This window comes from Bradyrhizobium erythrophlei (assembly GCF_900129505.1).
In the GTDB taxonomy this organism is placed as follows: domain Bacteria; phylum Pseudomonadota; class Alphaproteobacteria; order Rhizobiales; family Xanthobacteraceae; genus Bradyrhizobium; species Bradyrhizobium erythrophlei_D.
The window spans coordinates 3,843,022-3,857,542 of sequence record NZ_LT670818.1 but is presented as its reverse complement, the minus strand read 5'-3'; the positions used below and the strand labels follow the sequence as shown (position 1 = coordinate 3,857,542).

Below are 14,521 nucleotides of genomic sequence, written 5' to 3'. Positions count from 1 at the left end.
GCGGCAGCATGGTCAGGCGGGCTTCAAGTCCGCCCGATGCCGTCGGGTGCGCGCAGAGCGCGCTGTCTTCGCCGTGCTTCAACCGGCGCCGGTCAACCTGCCGATCCAGCCCTTCCGCGGCGCGTCCGCTTCCGTCGGAACGTCCGCGGGACCTACGACCGCCGCTCCGAACGCCGAAAAGAATTCGCCCGCCAGTTTGTTCGCGGTCGAATCGATCAGCCGCTGCCCGAGTTGTGCCAGCTTGCCGCCGATCTGGGCGTCCACGTCGTAATAGAGCATCGTCACGTCAGGGCTTTCGGATTCCAGGCGCACGGTGGCGCCGCCCTTGGCAAACCCCGCGACGCCGCCGGATCCTTCGCCGGAAATGCGATAGCTGTTTGGCGGATCGAGATCGGACAACGTCACCTTGCCGCCGAACGTCGCCTTGACCGGACCGACCCGGAAAACAACGGTCGCGGTCATCTCGGTCGGCGACGACATCTCGAGGCTTTGGCACCCCGGAATGCATTGCTTCAGCACCTCGGGATCGTTGAGCGCCGCCCACACCTTGTCCTTTGGCGCGGGGATGCGCTGGCTGTCCTTCATCTGCATGGTGGCATTTCCTTAAGCGTTCACTTGTTGGTTGGAGCTCGCTGTCCGCGCCGGCGCTCGATCGTGATCTCGGCCAAAATCGACATCGCGATTTCCTCGGGCGTGATGGCGCCGAGGTCGAGGCCGGCGGGGGCCTTGATGTGGTCGAGGGCTGAGGCATCGATGCCCTCGCCGATCAGTTTTTCGCGAAGGGCTGCCATCTTGCGGCGGCTGCCGACGAAGGCGTGATAGGCGGCGTCCGTCCTTACCGCCGCCCGCAGCGCGGCTTCATCGCCCTTGCCTTGCGTGGAGACCACGACGAAGCGGCGCGCCTCGTGCAAATGTCCGAGCGCAAAGCCATCGATCAGCATGTCGGCATCGGGCGCGTCCGTCAGGTCAGCCGCGGGCGCCGCGACCGTGACGTGATAGCCGAGCTGGCGGGCCTGCGCGGCCAGCGACAGCGCCACCGGGCTGACGCCGAGGATGACCAGCGAAGGATGCGGCAGCACCGGCTCGACGAACACGTCCATGGTGCCCTTGCTCGGGCACATGTTGCTGGCAAAGCGGACACCGTCGCGGTTCTCGCCGGGCTTGACGCCGAGCTCGGCGAGCAGATTTTCCGGCTGCACCGAGACCATGCGCGGCTCGCCGTCGGCAAGCGCGTCGCGGGCGGCCTTGAGCACCGCGCCGCGGGCGCAGCCGCCGCCGATCCAGCCTGCGACGATGGTGCCGTCGGGACGGATGATCGCCTTGGCGCCGGCCTTCGCCGCGGTCACCGACACCGTGCGCACCACGGTAGCGAGCACGAACGCTTCCTCGGCGGCCTTGAGCTGGGCCACCAGATCCATCACTTCGACATGTTTTGTCATGGATGTGCTCCTCACAGCTTCGCCAGGTACGGCTCGAGCTCGGTCAGGCTTTTCAGCGTATTGGCCGGCGCGTAGAGATCGACATACGGCAGCGCGGCCTTGATGCCGGCGGCTTCGGGCGCATAGCCCTCCCAGGCCATCATCGGGTTGAGCCAGACGATGCGGCGACAGCGTCTGGCCAATGCCGCCATCTCGCGGCCGAGCAATGCCGCGTCGCCGGTCTCGTAGCCGTCGGACACGATCATCACACAGGAGCGCGAATGCAGCACGCGCGCGGCATGCCAGCGATTGAAGGTCTGCAGGCTCTCGCCGATTTTGGTGCCGCCGCCGGCGCCCTGCGCCATGATCGAGAGCCGGTCGAGCGCGCGGCCGGCGTCCTTTTCCTTCATGGCGTCGGAGACGTAGGCGAGCCGGGTATGAAACAGGAACGCCTCGGCCTCGCGAAACTCGTCCAGCATACCGTGGATGAAGCGCAGGAACACGCCGGTATACATGCTCATCGAGCCGGAGGCGTCGAGCAGCATCACCAGCCGCAGCGGTTTTGGCTTGTGCTGCCGCTTGACGAGGCTGATCGGCACACCGCCATGGCTGATATTGCTGTGGATCGTTCGTCTGAGGTCGAGTCGGTAGCCGCGACGCCGCGCCAGATCGCGCCGGGTCAGCCGTGTCCGCATGGTTTTTGCCAGCCTTGCGGCGACCTCGTGGGCTTCTTCGATCTGGTCGGGGTCCGCCATCTTGCGGAAATCCACTTCCGAAAGATTTTGCGCGCGCGAGGCACCTTCCATGCGGCCTTCGCCGCCGCGATCCTCGGGCGCGTCGTTGCCATCGGATGGAATCTGGTCGGTAGCGGCGGCGCCGCCGGCCGGCTCGGACTTGCGGTCCTGCAGGCTTTTCAGCGACGGGCTGTTGGCCGTCCTGGTCGAGCCGATGGTCCGGGATCGCGAGCGCGCGCGCTTGCCGAGCCAGAACGCATCGAACAGCCCGTCGAACCGGTCCCAGTCGGATTTGCGCGCCGAGAACAGATGCTTGAACGCGGAACGCAAGAGTCCCGGCTTCCCGACATAGCCCGCCGCCATCAGGGATGCCGCATCCTGGCCTTCCCTCGGGCCGACCGCAAAGCCGCTGTCGCGCAACGTCCTGAGGAACGCGGCAAGTTTGGTCGCGACGAGTTTTGAAACCTCGTCCAGATCGTCATAGCCGGGACTATCGCCGCAACAGCTCATGCGACCTTCCCCAAAATTCGTTCCGTGACTTCACGGGTCAGTCGCGACTTGTCCTCATGGGTCTTCAACAGGCACATCAGGGTTTCGTGCACCGTCTCGGGCGTCTCCTGCAGGTCGCGCACGCCGATGCCGACCAGCGCCGCCGCCCAGTCCAGCGTCTCCGCGACGCCCGGCACCTTGCGCAGCTCTTCTTTCCGGATGCCCTCGACCATGCGCGCGATCTGTAGCGACAGCGACGCGGTCGCGCCATTGATCCGCGCCATGATGATGCGGGCCTCGCGATCGACGTCGGGATAATCGACATAATGATAGAGACAGCGGCGGCGCAGCGCATCGGAGAGTTCGCGGGTGCCGTTCGAGGTCAGCACCACATGTGGGATCGTGATCGCGGAGATCGTGCCGAGTTCGGGGATCGAGACCTGGAAATCCGACAGCAGTTCGAGCAGGAACGCCTCGAACTCGTCGTCGGCGCGGTCGATCTCGTCGATCAGCAGCACCGGCGGTTTGGCACGCCGGATCGCGGCTAATAGCGGCCGCTCCAGCAGATATTTCTCCGAGAAGATCTGGTCCTCGATCGCGTCGGCATCCCCGCCGCGATGCGCCTGGATCGAAAGCAGTTGCCGCTGGTAGTTCCATTCGTAGAGCGCGGCCGATTGATCCAGCCCCTCATAGCATTGCAGCCGGATCAGTTCGGTGTCGTGCACACCAGCCAACGCCTTTGCCACCTCGGTCTTGCCGACGCCCGCCTCGCCTTCAAGCAGCAGCGGCCGCCGCAGCAATTGCATCAGCGCGATCGCGGTCGCAAGTTCGCCGTCGGCGATATAGCCGGATTTCGCCAGCGATTGCGCGATCTCCTCGCGGTTGTTCATGGTCGGAGCGTTCTCCTCTTCGCTTCTTCCCCCCTCCCCCCGCGGAACGCGGTGGGGAGGGGTCGGGGGTGGGGGGCGGCTCGGCAAACTCTCTGCCAGAGGAGCAAGCGGATAGACCCCCCACCCCCGACCCCTCCCCGCCACGCGCGAGAGCGCGTGGAGGGAGGGGAGAAGATCATCACGCCGCAAACACTCCCAGATTCTTCGCCGCCTTCCAGTTGCGCCAGTAGTCGTGCGGCATCTGGATGTGGGTCGAGCCTAAGAACGAGAAGGCGTCGTTGACGGCGTTGGAAAACGCCGGCACGCCGCCGACATTCGGACTTTCGCCGACGCCCTTGGCGCCGATCGGGTGATGCGGCGACGGGGTAACGGTGAAATCGGTCTCCCAATGCGGCGTCTCGACCGCGGTCGGCATGAAGAAATCCATGAACGAGCCGGTGACGACGTTGCCCTCCGGGTCGTAACGGATCTCCTGGCCCATCGCGATCGCAAACGCCTCGGTCAGCCCGCCATGCACCTGGCCCTCGATGATCATCGGGTTGATGCGGGTGCCGCAATCATCCAGCGCGTAGAAGCGCTTGATCTTGTAGACCCCGGTATCGACGTCGATGGTCATCACGCAGATATAGGCGCCGAACGGATAGGTCATGTTGGGCGGATCGTAATAGCTCACCGCCTCCAGGCCCGGCTCCATGCCCGGCGGCACCGAATTGTACGCCGCCCAGCAGATGTCCTTCATCGACATGGTTTTTTCCGGCAGACCCTTGACGCGGAAACCGTCGATGTCCCATTCGAGGTCGCCTTCGTGGACCTCGAGCTTGTAGGCGGCGATCATCTGCGCCTTGGCCTTGATCTTGCGAGCCGCCATGGCGATCGCGGCGCCCGCCACCGGGGTCGAACGCGAGCCGTAGGTGCCGAGCCCGTAGGGCGCGGTGTCGGTGTTGCCTTCCTCGACCATGATGTTGTCGGCCGGGATTCCGATCTCGGTGGCGATGATCTGCGCCCAGGTGGTCTCGTGGCCCTGGCCGGTGCTCTTCGTCCCGACCCGGGCAATGCCGGCGCCGGTCGGATGCAGCCTGATCTCGCACGAGTCGAACATCGCGATGCCCAGGATGTCGCAATTCTTCGACGGGCCGGCGCCGACGATCTCGGTGAAGAACGACACGCCGAGGCCCATGATCTCGCGGGTCTCGCCGCGCTTGAACGCCTCGCGCTGTGCCGCTTGCTGCTTGCGCAAGCCGGCATAGTCGACGGTGTCCATCATCTTCTTCATGGCGGTGTGATAGTCGCCGGAATCGTATTCCCACCCCAGCGCCGAGTGATACGGGAACTGCTCTTTCCGGATAAAATTCTTCAGCCGCAGTTCCGCCGGATCCATCCCGAGCTTCTGCGCCAGAATGTCCATGCCGCGCTCGATGCAGTAGGCCGCCTCCGTCACCCGGAACGAGCAGCGGTAGGCGACACCGCCCGGTGCCTTGTTGGTGTAGATGCCGTCGACGGACAGATGCGCCGTCGGGAAGTCATACGAGCCGGTGACGATGTTGAAGAAGCCGGCCGGCCATTTCGACGGATCGGCGCAGGCATCGAACGCGCCGTGATCGGCGAGCACGTGAACGCGCAAGCCGGTGACCTTGCCTTCCTTGGTCGCGGCGATCTCGGTCGTCATATGATAGTCGCGCGCAAAGGAAGTGGCGGTCAGGTTCTCGATGCGGTCCTCGACCCATTTGACGGGCTTGCCGGTGACGATAGTGGCGACGGCCGCGCAGATATAGCCGGGATAGGCGCCCACCTTGTTGCCGAAACCGCCGCCGACGTCGGGCGAGATCACATGGATCTTCTGTTCGGGAAGTTTCGCGATCAGCGCCACCACGGTGCGGATCACATGCGGCGCCTGGAAGGTGCCCCAGATCGAAAGCTCGCCCCTGATCTTGTCGAACGAGCACACGCACTGGCAGGTCTCCAGCGGCGACGGATGGGTGCGGTGATAGGAGATCATCTCCTTGATCGTGACATCGGCCTTCTTGAACGCGGCGTCGGTCAAATCCCTGTCGCCGACGGTCCACTCGAAGATGTGGTTGTGATGCTTGCGCGGCCCGTGCGCGCCTGATGTCTTGCCGGCGAGATCCTCGCGCAGGACCGGCGCATCCTTGTCCATCGCCTTGAACGGATCGATCACCACCGGCAGCGGCTCGTATTCGACCACCACCTTGTTGATGCCGTCGTCGGCGGCATAGCGGTCGGTGGCGACCACGAAGGCGACTTCCTGATTCTGGAACAGCACCTTGCCGTCGGCCAAAACCATCTGGATGTCGCCGGCCAAGGTCGGCATCCAGGCGAGGTTGACGGTCTTCAGCGTCTCGGCGGTGATGACCGCCAATACGCCCGGCACTTTCAAAGCCTCGTCGCTGTTGATCGATTTCACCCGCGCATGGGCATGCGGCGACCGGACAAAATCGCCGTGCAGCATGCCCGGCAGTTTCAGATCGTCGACATAATTGCCCTTGCCTTGGGTGAAGCGCGCATCCTCGACCCGCTTGCGCTTGCAGCCCATGCCTTCGAGACTGGCTTCGCGTTGTTCCCGCGTGGGAGTCATGTCGTTCATTCCGCAGCCTCCTTGAATTCAACGCCATTGATCTTGTCGGCGGCGTACTGGATTGCCCTGACGATGTTCTGATAGCCGGTGCAGCGGCAGATATTGCCGGAGATGCCCATCCGGATTTCTTCTTCCGTCGGCCGCGGGTTCTCCTGCAGCAATCGTTGCGCCCGCAAGATCATGCCGGGGGTGCAGAACCCGCATTGCAGGCCGTGCATCATGCGGAAGCCCTCCTGCAGCGCCGACAGCGTGCCGTCTGCATTGGCGACGCCCTCGATGGTGGTGATCTCGGAGCCCTGGGCCTGCACCGCGAATAATGTGCAGCTCTTCACCGACATGCCGTCGAGATCGACGGTGCAGGCGCCGCAATGGGTGGTCTCGCAGCCGATATGGGTGCCGGTCAGCAGCAGGTTCTCGCGGATGAAATGCACCAGCAGCGTGCGCGGTTCGACGAGGCCTTCGACCTCGGCGCCGTTCACTTTCATGGTCACATGGGTCTTTGCCATTTTTGTTCCCTCCCCCTCTCAGCTTGCGCGCGAAGCGGCGCGCTGCAGCGCCCGCGTCACCATGATGCCGCCGACATGCTTGCGGTATTCGACCGGCCCGCGGGCATCCGACGCCGGCGACATGATCGCCTCCGCCGCGGCCGCGGCCTTTTTCAGGCTCGCCGCATCCAGGCTGGTGCCGATCACGGCCTTGGCCGCGTCGGTCGCGAGCAGCGGCGTTTCATGCAGGTTGGTAAGGCCGATCGCGCAAGAGGCGACCTTGCCGCCGGCCATTGTGAGCATCACGGCCGCCGCGGCGGTGGCGTAATCGCCGATCTTGCGCTTCAGTTTTTCGTAGGCGTAGCCGCTGCCGGCGGCCGGCGCAGGGATCGAGATCGCGGTCAGGATCTCGCCGGGCTCGAGCGCGGTGAAATAAGCGCCCTGATAGAACTCCGACGCCGCAACCTCGCGGGCGCCAGAGGGCCCTTCGAGCCGATAGCTCGCGCCCAAGGTCATCATCAGCGCCGGCATGTCGTTGCCGGGATCGCCATTGGCGACATTGCCGCCGATCGTGCCCATGTAGCGCACCTGGGGATCGGCGATGAGAAATGCGGTCTCGTGCAGGATCGGCAGCGATTTTCCGATTTCGTCCGACGCCAGCAAATCATGCTGGGTGGTCATGGCGCCGATCACGACCTTGTTGCCGTCGCGGCGGATGCCTTTGAGGCTGGCGATGCCGTGCAGGTCGACCAGATGTTCGGGGGTGGCGAGCCTGAGCTTCATCATCGGGACCAGGCTGTGGCCGCCGGCAAGGGGGCGGGCTTCGTCGCCCAATGTCGCGAGCAGTTTGACCGCATCGGCCACAGTCTCAGGCCGGTGATAGCTGAACGGGCCAGGAATCATCGTTTCCTCCATGCGTCTTTGTGTTTTGGCGCGTATTCCGGCCGCAAAGCCGGAAGTCCAGTTTTGCGGAATGCGCGTTTGATTTCAGACGTCGGCGCGGAGGCTCTTATGGGAATTGTTCGCAGGCAAGGCGGCGGCGGCCGCAAGGTCACCAGCGGAGGGAATTCGCACGAACGGCGGACCTGGCGGCACGAAATGCGTCAGGCGTTGCGACCTAACTGATATCGCCGGTGCTTCTCCCTCTCCCCGCTCTTTGCGGCGAGTGCGTTGGGATAGGGTTGGGGTTAGGACTGCCTTGGCAAATCCTATGGAAGAGAAGCGCCCGCCCGAAATTGTCGCGATGCGAGAATTTCGGGCTCCAGTACCCGGCCTCCGTCACCCCCTGCCGGAGGCTGGGATCGTTAAACGATGCCTTGATATTTGGCACGCCGGCGGAATTCGACGAGTAAGAGCGGCCAAGACGACGCCCCCTTAGCTGGGACGCCTGCGTAGATGGCGGCCGCCCGCGGCATAACTGAAATGGTTCGAAACAGGCGTTCTTTCTATTCATTTCGGCCGGCGGCGCGCAGCGGAGAAGCTGCGCGCCGTTGCACCGCAACGCGCTTAACGACGGTCTCCGCCGTGGTCCAGGCCGTCGTCGTCGTCGTCAGCATCATTGTCATCGAACTTGAACCGATCCAGCTCTCCGACGCAGACGAAATTGGCCGCATCATTGGTCATACCGGCGCCTTTGTACTTCGGAATTTGCGGATAGGGACAAAGGGGACGCGTTCCACCGGCCGGGAAATTCTGCGCGATTCGAAAATCGAACAATCCCCCGCTCGGAAACGGAGAGCTCGTATTGTGGTTGGCGGCGACAATTCGGTCCGGCGCGGTACCTTTTTCAACCCACGCGGTGACGGCATTGAGCTCGTTGACGGCAAAATCGTTGGTCGCCGGGCCGCCGCCGCAATGACCCATGTTCGGCACCATGAAGAGCCTGGTGAAATCAGGCGCTTTCCCGCCCATTTCCCGGTTCATTAATCGATACCAGCGCGCAATGGAGGCTCCCGAGAAAATACCGTCGTTCACCGAGGAGGAGATAATCAGCTTGCCGCCGCGATTTTTGAACGGTCGCAGGTTCAAAGAGACCCCGGTCATGAAGTCCATCGAGCTCTGCGGATATTCCTTGGTCTCGGCGAAAATCTTCGGCGCGTCCTTATCGAAGTCGAAGTGGAACAGATAGGCTTCCTGGCCGCCCGACCCGGAAACGGGCGTCACGACCGGAGGCGTAACAAAAATCATCGGAACCGCACCGGCGCCAAGCGTCAGGTTCGCAGCCGTGTTCACGTTCGGTACAGGGCTGGTTACAACATTCCATGCTGTCCATCCGAGTCCCGGCGCCGTGGGCGGCGCCCAGATCCCGGCATCCCAGAACCAGTTTGAATAAAGCCGCTTGCCCTTCGAATTCACCGGTCCGGCATAGATCGTCTTCAGCGCGCCGACCTGCGCGCTGGTGAGACATGTTCCCCCGTGCGGCGTCCCGCCGTGCACGCCGGTGCCGCAGGTCACAGCATCCAATGCAGGGAATATCCTTTTATTGGTGCAGGCGTGGAAGTTATCGACGATTCCATCCACGAGACCATCGAGGGCGTCACAAGCGCCCAGGATCGCCGCCGACGCGACTTCAAGGTCCTGAGACGGGAATGTATCGGGGATAAAGGGCTGCCCGTTGACATCCTTCGAGGTCGCCAAAGGCGCAAGGGCCTGCTCGTTCCAGGCTTCGGCAATCCCCGCCTGGGGCAGGTTGAAGCCGGGATTTTGCGATATGACACCGTCGAACAGCCAGGGAAATTTCTGCGAAGCGACCATTCCGTCGCGGCCACCGTTCGAACAGCCCATGATGTAGGAGAAGGCGGCCTGCTGTCCGTAATAATAAGCGATAATCGACTTCGATGTTGTCGCGGTTTTCTCGATGGCATTGTAGCCGTAATCGATACGGGCCTGCTCGTCGACGCCGAAATGCGCGCTGCCCCCGGCGTTGGCATCGTCGTCTTGATATCCGCCGACTGCGTTGGCGGCTTTGTCTTCATGACCGCCGTCATCGACGGCAACGGCCCATCCCTGCGCCAGTTCGACACCGGCCGAACCCTTCGGGTCCGCGTTGAGCGAGCCGTCCGTGCCGCCTCCACCCATCATTTCGAAACGACCAAACCAGGTGTCGGGCAGATTGAGCGAAAACCCGATCCCATATGTGAAATGATCGGGGTCCTGAGCGCTGACGCGCTTGTTGATGACGCCGACAACGTTGCAATAGCCCGACTTTTGCGTCGCACTCAGGACTTGCGCGTTTTGCAGCGGCAGCCCCATCAGGCCGGCACATGTGCCGCGCGGCACGACACCAGGACCTGCCGCCAGGGCATTCGGCGTCGAGAATGCTATCCAACTCGCGGCGATAGTTGACGCCAGGAACAAACGCTTCATGTCAATCTCCCCTGTGATGACGGAATAGAAATTCCTCGATATTGACTCGGCCACGCCGCGGGCGGCGCAACCGAACGGGACTGCCGAACAAGCACTCCGACCGACCAGGATGATTGACTGTCCGTGATTGTCGTTCCGGGCCCGCAAGGCGAGACCGAGAACGACAGGTAGAAGCGATGGCGCGTTGCCTGCGCTCCTGGCCCGTGCGGCTCATGCCGCGCGAGATTCCGCTTTCGCAGCCGTAAGGCTGCCAATTGTGAAAGCACGGACGTTTCCTCGTCGAGCCGCTCTTCGGACGGCAGCTTCGTTGTCGCGGGCTCATCACATCAAGGCCATGTAGCCCTGTCAACATCAAATGCGGATGTGCGGGGCTGCGTCGACCATTGTCGATCCATTTCGCACATGCGAGGGCTGCCGGGTGTGCGGGACCGCGGCATTCTTTGACCCGCAATCCAATCCGGTTTACGTGGCCGCCCACAGAGGTGCAGGGTTGCGAATCGGGGCTGTGATTAGTTCGGGCGGAATTTGCGCGGTCTGATATAAAGCACACCGACAAATCAATTCCCGAGACTTGATCGCCGGCTTCTTCAAGAGGTTCTTTGATGAAATTTAAAAGCGGACGAGGCACGACTAGCCCCGCCAAGGACGCTCGCCTCATCGGACAACCGGCGAAGTCGCGAAAAGTCTCTACCCGCAAAAGGAATGTCAGGGCGCCGGCGCCCTTGCGGGACGATCAAATCGCGCTTGGGGACCTCTCGAAGAATTTGGGCTATCGCATTCGGCGAGCGCAATTATGGGTTTTCAAGGATGTCAGTCGACAGTTGGCTCCCTTCGACATAAGCATTGCACAATACTCCGTGCTCAGCATCATCAACACCAATCCTGGGATCAATCAGCTTGCGATAGCGTCGGTCCTTTCGATCGAGCGCGCGGGTCTGGGACGTTTGGTCGAGCGCCTCGAACGCCAAGGACTGGTGGCGCGTACCGCATCGTCGACCAATCGTCGTTATTACGTTCTGCATTTGACGACCGCTGGCGCGGCGCTGCTGGATCGGCTTCGGTCACTTATTGCGCGACACGAAGAAGCCCTCGCGGAAAAACTCGGGTCGCGCGCTTATAAGGAGCTGTTGCGAACCTTATCGGTTTTTCTTCACGAGTGATGCCGAGCCGACCCCATGGCGAGGTTCTCGCGAGCCTTGTCCATTTCGCCCGGTTGCGGTCCTTGTCGAAGTGACCGCTAAGCGTGGCGCCGGATCAGCCCCAGCCGCGCCTTGACCTCGGCGATCTTGGCGCGGCTGACGGGAACCCGGTGCGGCGACGGGCCGTCGAGCTCGATCACCGCGCCATCGCCTTCCTTGCGGACGAAGCTGACATGCGGGATCGCCACGATATGGCTGCGGTGCACCCGGACGAACAGGCCGGGATCGAGCTGGGCTTCGGCTTCCGAGATCGACCACGGGCACATCCGCTCGCGGGTGCCGTCATGCACCCGGGTGTAATGCGCGTCGGCGCGAACACTTCTGACATCCGCGACATCGATGAAATGGGTGCCGTCGGCACCCTCGATCGGCAGCCGCGGCGCCGGCGCGGCGCGCGGCGGCTGGCCGATGCCGCCGAGCGGCGCCGGCATCGGCCGCGGCAGGCTCGGGGTGACCGGGCCGGCTGCAGGCAGCGACGACGCAGCGACAAGGGATGCAGCGGAGGGATCGATCGCGGCCGCAGCCGCCACGGCGGCTTGCCGTCGCGGATCCGGCACCAGCGACAGCAGGAAGCCGGCCGCGATCACAAAACACAGCACGGCCACGATCACCGAGAGTATTTGCTGCGACGCGGCAAGTCCGCCCGCATGCTGGTGCGTTGCTTCCGACAGCGGGACAAAATGCATGCCGAACATCGCGGTGTAGTGCATGCCTGATACCGCGACGCCGAACGCGATCGAGCTCGCGATCAGCCTGATGCCGTCGTGACGGGCCAGGAACGCCCGCAGGCCGCCATAGGCCGCGACGATCGCGATTCCGATCGACAGCAGGATCATCGCGCCATCGTGCTGGATGGCGAAATTGCCGGCCAGCCCGTGAATGCCGACGTAATGCATGCTCACGATCCCGGCGCCGAGCAGCACGGCGGACGAGATCACCCGGCGCTGCGACGGCTCGCCGATCGAGAGGAAAAACAGGGAAACGCCGACCACCAGCGCGCAGATCAGGAACGAGACGATGGTGGGCAGCACGAGATAGACGGCATCGGGCGGAATAGGCGCAGCCAGCACGCCGACGAAATGCATGGTCCAGATGCCGATCGCGAGGAATGCGGCGGCGCCCGACAGCAGGACGCGCTGGCTCACGCCGGGCGTGCCGCGGATTCGCGCCGCGAGACCAAAGCCGGTGTAGCCACCCAGGATCGCGATCACCACCGAGAGCGCGACGAGATAGGGATCGTGTCCTTCGAACATGATCGTCTCGGCCGCCCGTCTCCACGGGCGTGCCTCCTCCCACGGCCAAGTTTATAGGCGCGGTGGCGGAAATGACAATGAGGTGCGGAAATGACCGAAAGTTGATCTTGGAGCATGATCGGTTCTGATCGAATCAGAACCGAAGCTCCGGTTTCTTGTTTTTACGCGGTCTCTTCGCGCGAACCGGTGTCCACCCCGGATCAAGTCCGGGGCAGGCTTTCGGTGGAAAACGCTCTAAGCTACGCCGCGCGGATCGATCCGAGGAAACCGTTGACCTCGGCTTTCAGATGCTCCGACTGCGACGACAATCCGGTCGAAGCCGCCAACAGCTTGGACGCGGCGACGCCGGCCTCGCTGGCGGCCCTTTCGACGCCGAGAATATTTTCTTTCACCTCAAGGGTGCCGCTGGCGGCCTGCTGAACGTTGCCGGCGATCTCGCGTGTCGCCCCGTTCTGCTGGTCGACGGCACTGGCGATCGCGGCGGAAATCTCGTTGATCTCCGCGATGGTGCCGACGAAGGTCTGGATCGCGGTCACGGCCTCGCCGGTCGCGCTCTGGATGTCCTGGATCTGCGCGGAAATTTCCTCCGTCGCCTTCGCCGTCTGATTGGCCAGCGCCTTCACTTCGCTCGCCACCACGGCGAAGCCGCGGCCGTGTTCGCCGGCGCGCGCGGCTTCGATCGTCGCATTCAGCGCCAGCAGATTGGTCTGGCTCGCGATGCTCTGGATCAGCGTAACCACTTCGCCGATTTTCTGGGTGCCGGATGCCAGCCCCTCGACGACGGCATTGGTGCGGCGCGCTTCCTCGGCGGCCTTTTCGGCGATGTCCGCCGAGCGCGTCACCTGTTTGCCGATTTCGCCGATCGAGGCGGTGAGTTCTTCCGTGGCCGATGCGACGGTTCCGACGCTGTGCGAGGCCTGGGTCGAGGCGGTTGCGGCCGCGGCCGCCTGCCGCGCCGTTTCCCCGCTGCTGCGGCTCATCGAACCGGAGATGGCCTGCATCTCGCCGGCGGCGACCGCCACCGCCTCAACGATACGACCGACCTTGCGTTCGAAGTCGGCGGCCAGATTGCGCCGTGCCGCGTCGCGATCGTGCTTGGCCTGGTGGTCGGCGTCGATCCGCTCGGCCTGGGCGCGGGCCTCGGCGGCGTAGACAGCCTCGACTTCGGCGGTTTTCTGCGCCGTGGCTTCGAACAGCTGCGCTAGCTGGTGGGCGAGCCAGACCAGGACGGCCGCTTCCATCCCGAGAATGACCGCGTGCAGAACCACGCGGCCGAGATCGGCGCCGCCCGGAAAGACCGCCGCGGGCAAGAGAAAATTCAGGATGAGATGATGCAACGCGACCGCGGCGGTGCCGATTACGATCGGCCGATAGTCGCAATAGGCGACCAGCGATGCCAGCGCCGCGAAGAAATACATGTGCACGTCGATCTGCCAGGCGGAGCCGGAGAGCTGAAAGGTGAACACCGAGACGCCGCCCATCAGCGCGACGGCAAAGGTCAGTCGGGTCGACAGCCCATTACCTGCCATCTGCCATGACAGCGTCGCCGCAGTGGCCAGCACCGCCATGAACACCGCCGGCAACAGCCAGTCGGAGCCGCGCGCCAAGCCGATCGCCATCGCGATCGGAAGGTGCAGCCAGAGCAGCGCGATCAGCGCCTTGCTGGTGGTTTCGCGCAGCGCTTCCAGTTCCTTGCTCTCGACGATCATGCTCAAATTCCTTTTGGGGCTTATTTCGTGAGACAGGCGGCGATCGCCTGCGGGTCGATGGCCAGCCACGCGCCGGCCTCACGTAGACGCATCAATCCCTGGTCGTGGTCCGGCTCCACCACGAGAATCGAAGGTATGGCGGTAGTCCTGACGATCGCGGCGTCGGCTGAGGCCGCGGCTGCGAAAATCCGTTGCGCACTCCACCAGGGCGGAAAGGCCACCGCCACAATCTCGGCGCCGGGCCGGGCCTGCAGCGACAGCGTCGCGACCCCGACAAAGCTCGCGATCAGCAAGCCGGTGGCGTTGACCCATGCCGGCCAGCGCGATGTCGTGACGGGTTGCGAGCGTTCCATCCGACAAATTCATACGGAAATAAGGATAACTG

General features: G+C 63.7%; 12 protein-coding genes. 1 reads left to right on the top strand and 11 read right to left on the bottom strand.

Translation table 11 applies throughout. The features are described 5' to 3' along the window. Positions 1-78: 78 nt before the first annotated feature. The 8 genes from B5525_RS17800 to B5525_RS17765 all read right to left on the bottom strand — a co-directional run bounded on the left by B5525_RS17800 (position 79) and on the right by B5525_RS17765 (position 9,861). Positions 79-591: an SRPBCC family protein gene (locus B5525_RS17800; protein WP_079567179.1), complete on the bottom strand. Its 513-nt coding sequence runs from the start codon at positions 589-591 to the stop codon at positions 79-81. 20 nt (positions 592-611) lie between these two features. Further along, positions 612-1,439 (bottom strand): XdhC family protein, encoded by an 828-nt coding sequence (locus tag B5525_RS17795; protein ID WP_079567178.1) that lies wholly within the window; start codon positions 1,437-1,439, stop codon positions 612-614. 11 nt (positions 1,440-1,450) lie between these two features. Next, the gene (locus tag B5525_RS17790; RefSeq protein WP_079567177.1) at positions 1,451-2,662 is read right to left on the bottom strand and encodes a vWA domain-containing protein; all 1,212 of its coding nucleotides are present in this window, start codon (positions 2,660-2,662) and stop codon (positions 1,451-1,453) included. Beyond that, on the bottom strand, positions 2,659-3,531 hold the full coding sequence (locus tag B5525_RS17785) for an AAA family ATPase (protein ID WP_079567176.1): 873 nt from the start codon (positions 3,529-3,531) through the stop codon (positions 2,659-2,661). Before B5525_RS17785 ends, B5525_RS17790 begins: the two co-directional genes overlap by 4 nt. A gap of 178 nt (positions 3,532-3,709) precedes the next feature. Continuing rightward, positions 3,710-6,133: an aerobic carbon-monoxide dehydrogenase large subunit gene (locus B5525_RS17780; protein ID WP_079567175.1), complete on the bottom strand. Its 2,424-nt coding sequence runs from the start codon at positions 6,131-6,133 to the stop codon at positions 3,710-3,712. Further along, the gene (locus B5525_RS17775; RefSeq protein ID WP_079567174.1) at positions 6,130-6,630 is read right to left on the bottom strand and encodes a (2Fe-2S)-binding protein; all 501 of its coding nucleotides are present in this window, start codon (positions 6,628-6,630) and stop codon (positions 6,130-6,132) included. Before B5525_RS17775 ends, B5525_RS17780 begins: the two co-directional genes overlap by 4 nt. Positions 6,631-6,648: 18 nt before the next feature. Continuing rightward, positions 6,649-7,512 (bottom strand): FAD binding domain-containing protein, encoded by an 864-nt coding sequence (locus B5525_RS17770; protein WP_079573489.1) that lies wholly within the window; start codon positions 7,510-7,512, stop codon positions 6,649-6,651. A gap of 603 nt (positions 7,513-8,115) precedes the next feature. After that, positions 8,116-9,861: a tannase/feruloyl esterase family alpha/beta hydrolase gene (locus tag B5525_RS17765; protein WP_244567934.1), complete on the bottom strand. Its 1,746-nt coding sequence runs from the start codon at positions 9,859-9,861 to the stop codon at positions 8,116-8,118. A 716-nt stretch (positions 9,862-10,577) separates the two neighbouring features. Between B5525_RS17765 and B5525_RS17760 the strand changes: the two genes are divergently transcribed. Continuing rightward, a complete protein-coding gene (locus tag B5525_RS17760) occupies positions 10,578-11,135 on the top strand; it encodes a MarR family winged helix-turn-helix transcriptional regulator (protein ID WP_079567172.1) in 558 nt (185 codons plus the stop codon). Between the two features lie 77 nt (positions 11,136-11,212). On the opposite strand, the gene B5525_RS17755 is transcribed toward B5525_RS17760, so the two are convergent. The 3 genes from B5525_RS17755 to B5525_RS17745 all read right to left on the bottom strand — a co-directional run bounded on the left by B5525_RS17755 (position 11,213) and on the right by B5525_RS17745 (position 14,489). Then, positions 11,213-12,427, bottom strand: coding sequence for an MHYT domain-containing protein (locus tag B5525_RS17755; RefSeq protein ID WP_079567171.1), 1,215 nt, complete (start codon positions 12,425-12,427; stop codon positions 11,213-11,215). Positions 12,428-12,666: 239 nt separating this feature from the next. Then, positions 12,667-14,136 carry a methyl-accepting chemotaxis protein gene (locus B5525_RS17750; RefSeq protein WP_079567170.1) on the bottom strand — a complete coding sequence of 490 codons (1,470 nt, stop codon included), beginning with the start codon at positions 14,134-14,136 and terminating at the stop codon, positions 12,667-12,669. A gap of 20 nt (positions 14,137-14,156) precedes the next feature. Continuing rightward, positions 14,157-14,489: a hypothetical protein gene (locus B5525_RS17745; protein ID WP_079567169.1), complete on the bottom strand. Its 333-nt coding sequence runs from the start codon at positions 14,487-14,489 to the stop codon at positions 14,157-14,159. Positions 14,490-14,521: the final 32 nt, after the last annotated feature.

Coding starts and splice junctions, on each gene's coding strand:
- B5525_RS17775 (WP_079567174.1), bottom strand. CDS start 6,630: ATGGCAAAGACCCATGTGACCATGAAAGTGAACGGCGCCGAGGTCGAA.
- B5525_RS17795 (WP_079567178.1), bottom strand. CDS start 1,439: ATGACAAAACATGTCGAAGTGATGGATCTGGTGGCCCAGCTCAAGGCC.
- B5525_RS17745 (WP_079567169.1), bottom strand. CDS start 14,489: ATGGAACGCTCGCAACCCGTCACGACATCGCGCTGGCCGGCATGGGTC.
- B5525_RS17765 (WP_244567934.1), bottom strand. CDS start 9,861: ATGGGGCTGCCGCTGCAAAACGCGCAAGTCCTGAGTGCGACGCAAAAG.
- B5525_RS17800 (WP_079567179.1), bottom strand. CDS start 591: ATGCAGATGAAGGACAGCCAGCGCATCCCCGCGCCAAAGGACAAGGTG.
- B5525_RS17790 (WP_079567177.1), bottom strand. CDS start 2,662: ATGAGCTGTTGCGGCGATAGTCCCGGCTATGACGATCTGGACGAGGTT.
- B5525_RS17770 (WP_079573489.1), bottom strand. CDS start 7,512: ATGATTCCTGGCCCGTTCAGCTATCACCGGCCTGAGACTGTGGCCGAT.
- B5525_RS17750 (WP_079567170.1), bottom strand. CDS start 14,136: ATGATCGTCGAGAGCAAGGAACTGGAAGCGCTGCGCGAAACCACCAGC.
- B5525_RS17785 (WP_079567176.1), bottom strand. CDS start 3,531: ATGAACAACCGCGAGGAGATCGCGCAATCGCTGGCGAAATCCGGCTAT.
- B5525_RS17780 (WP_079567175.1), bottom strand. CDS start 6,133: ATGAACGACATGACTCCCACGCGGGAACAACGCGAAGCCAGTCTCGAA.
- B5525_RS17755 (WP_079567171.1), bottom strand. CDS start 12,427: ATGTTCGAAGGACACGATCCCTATCTCGTCGCGCTCTCGGTGGTGATC.
- B5525_RS17760 (WP_079567172.1), top strand. CDS start 10,578: ATGAAATTTAAAAGCGGACGAGGCACGACTAGCCCCGCCAAGGACGCT.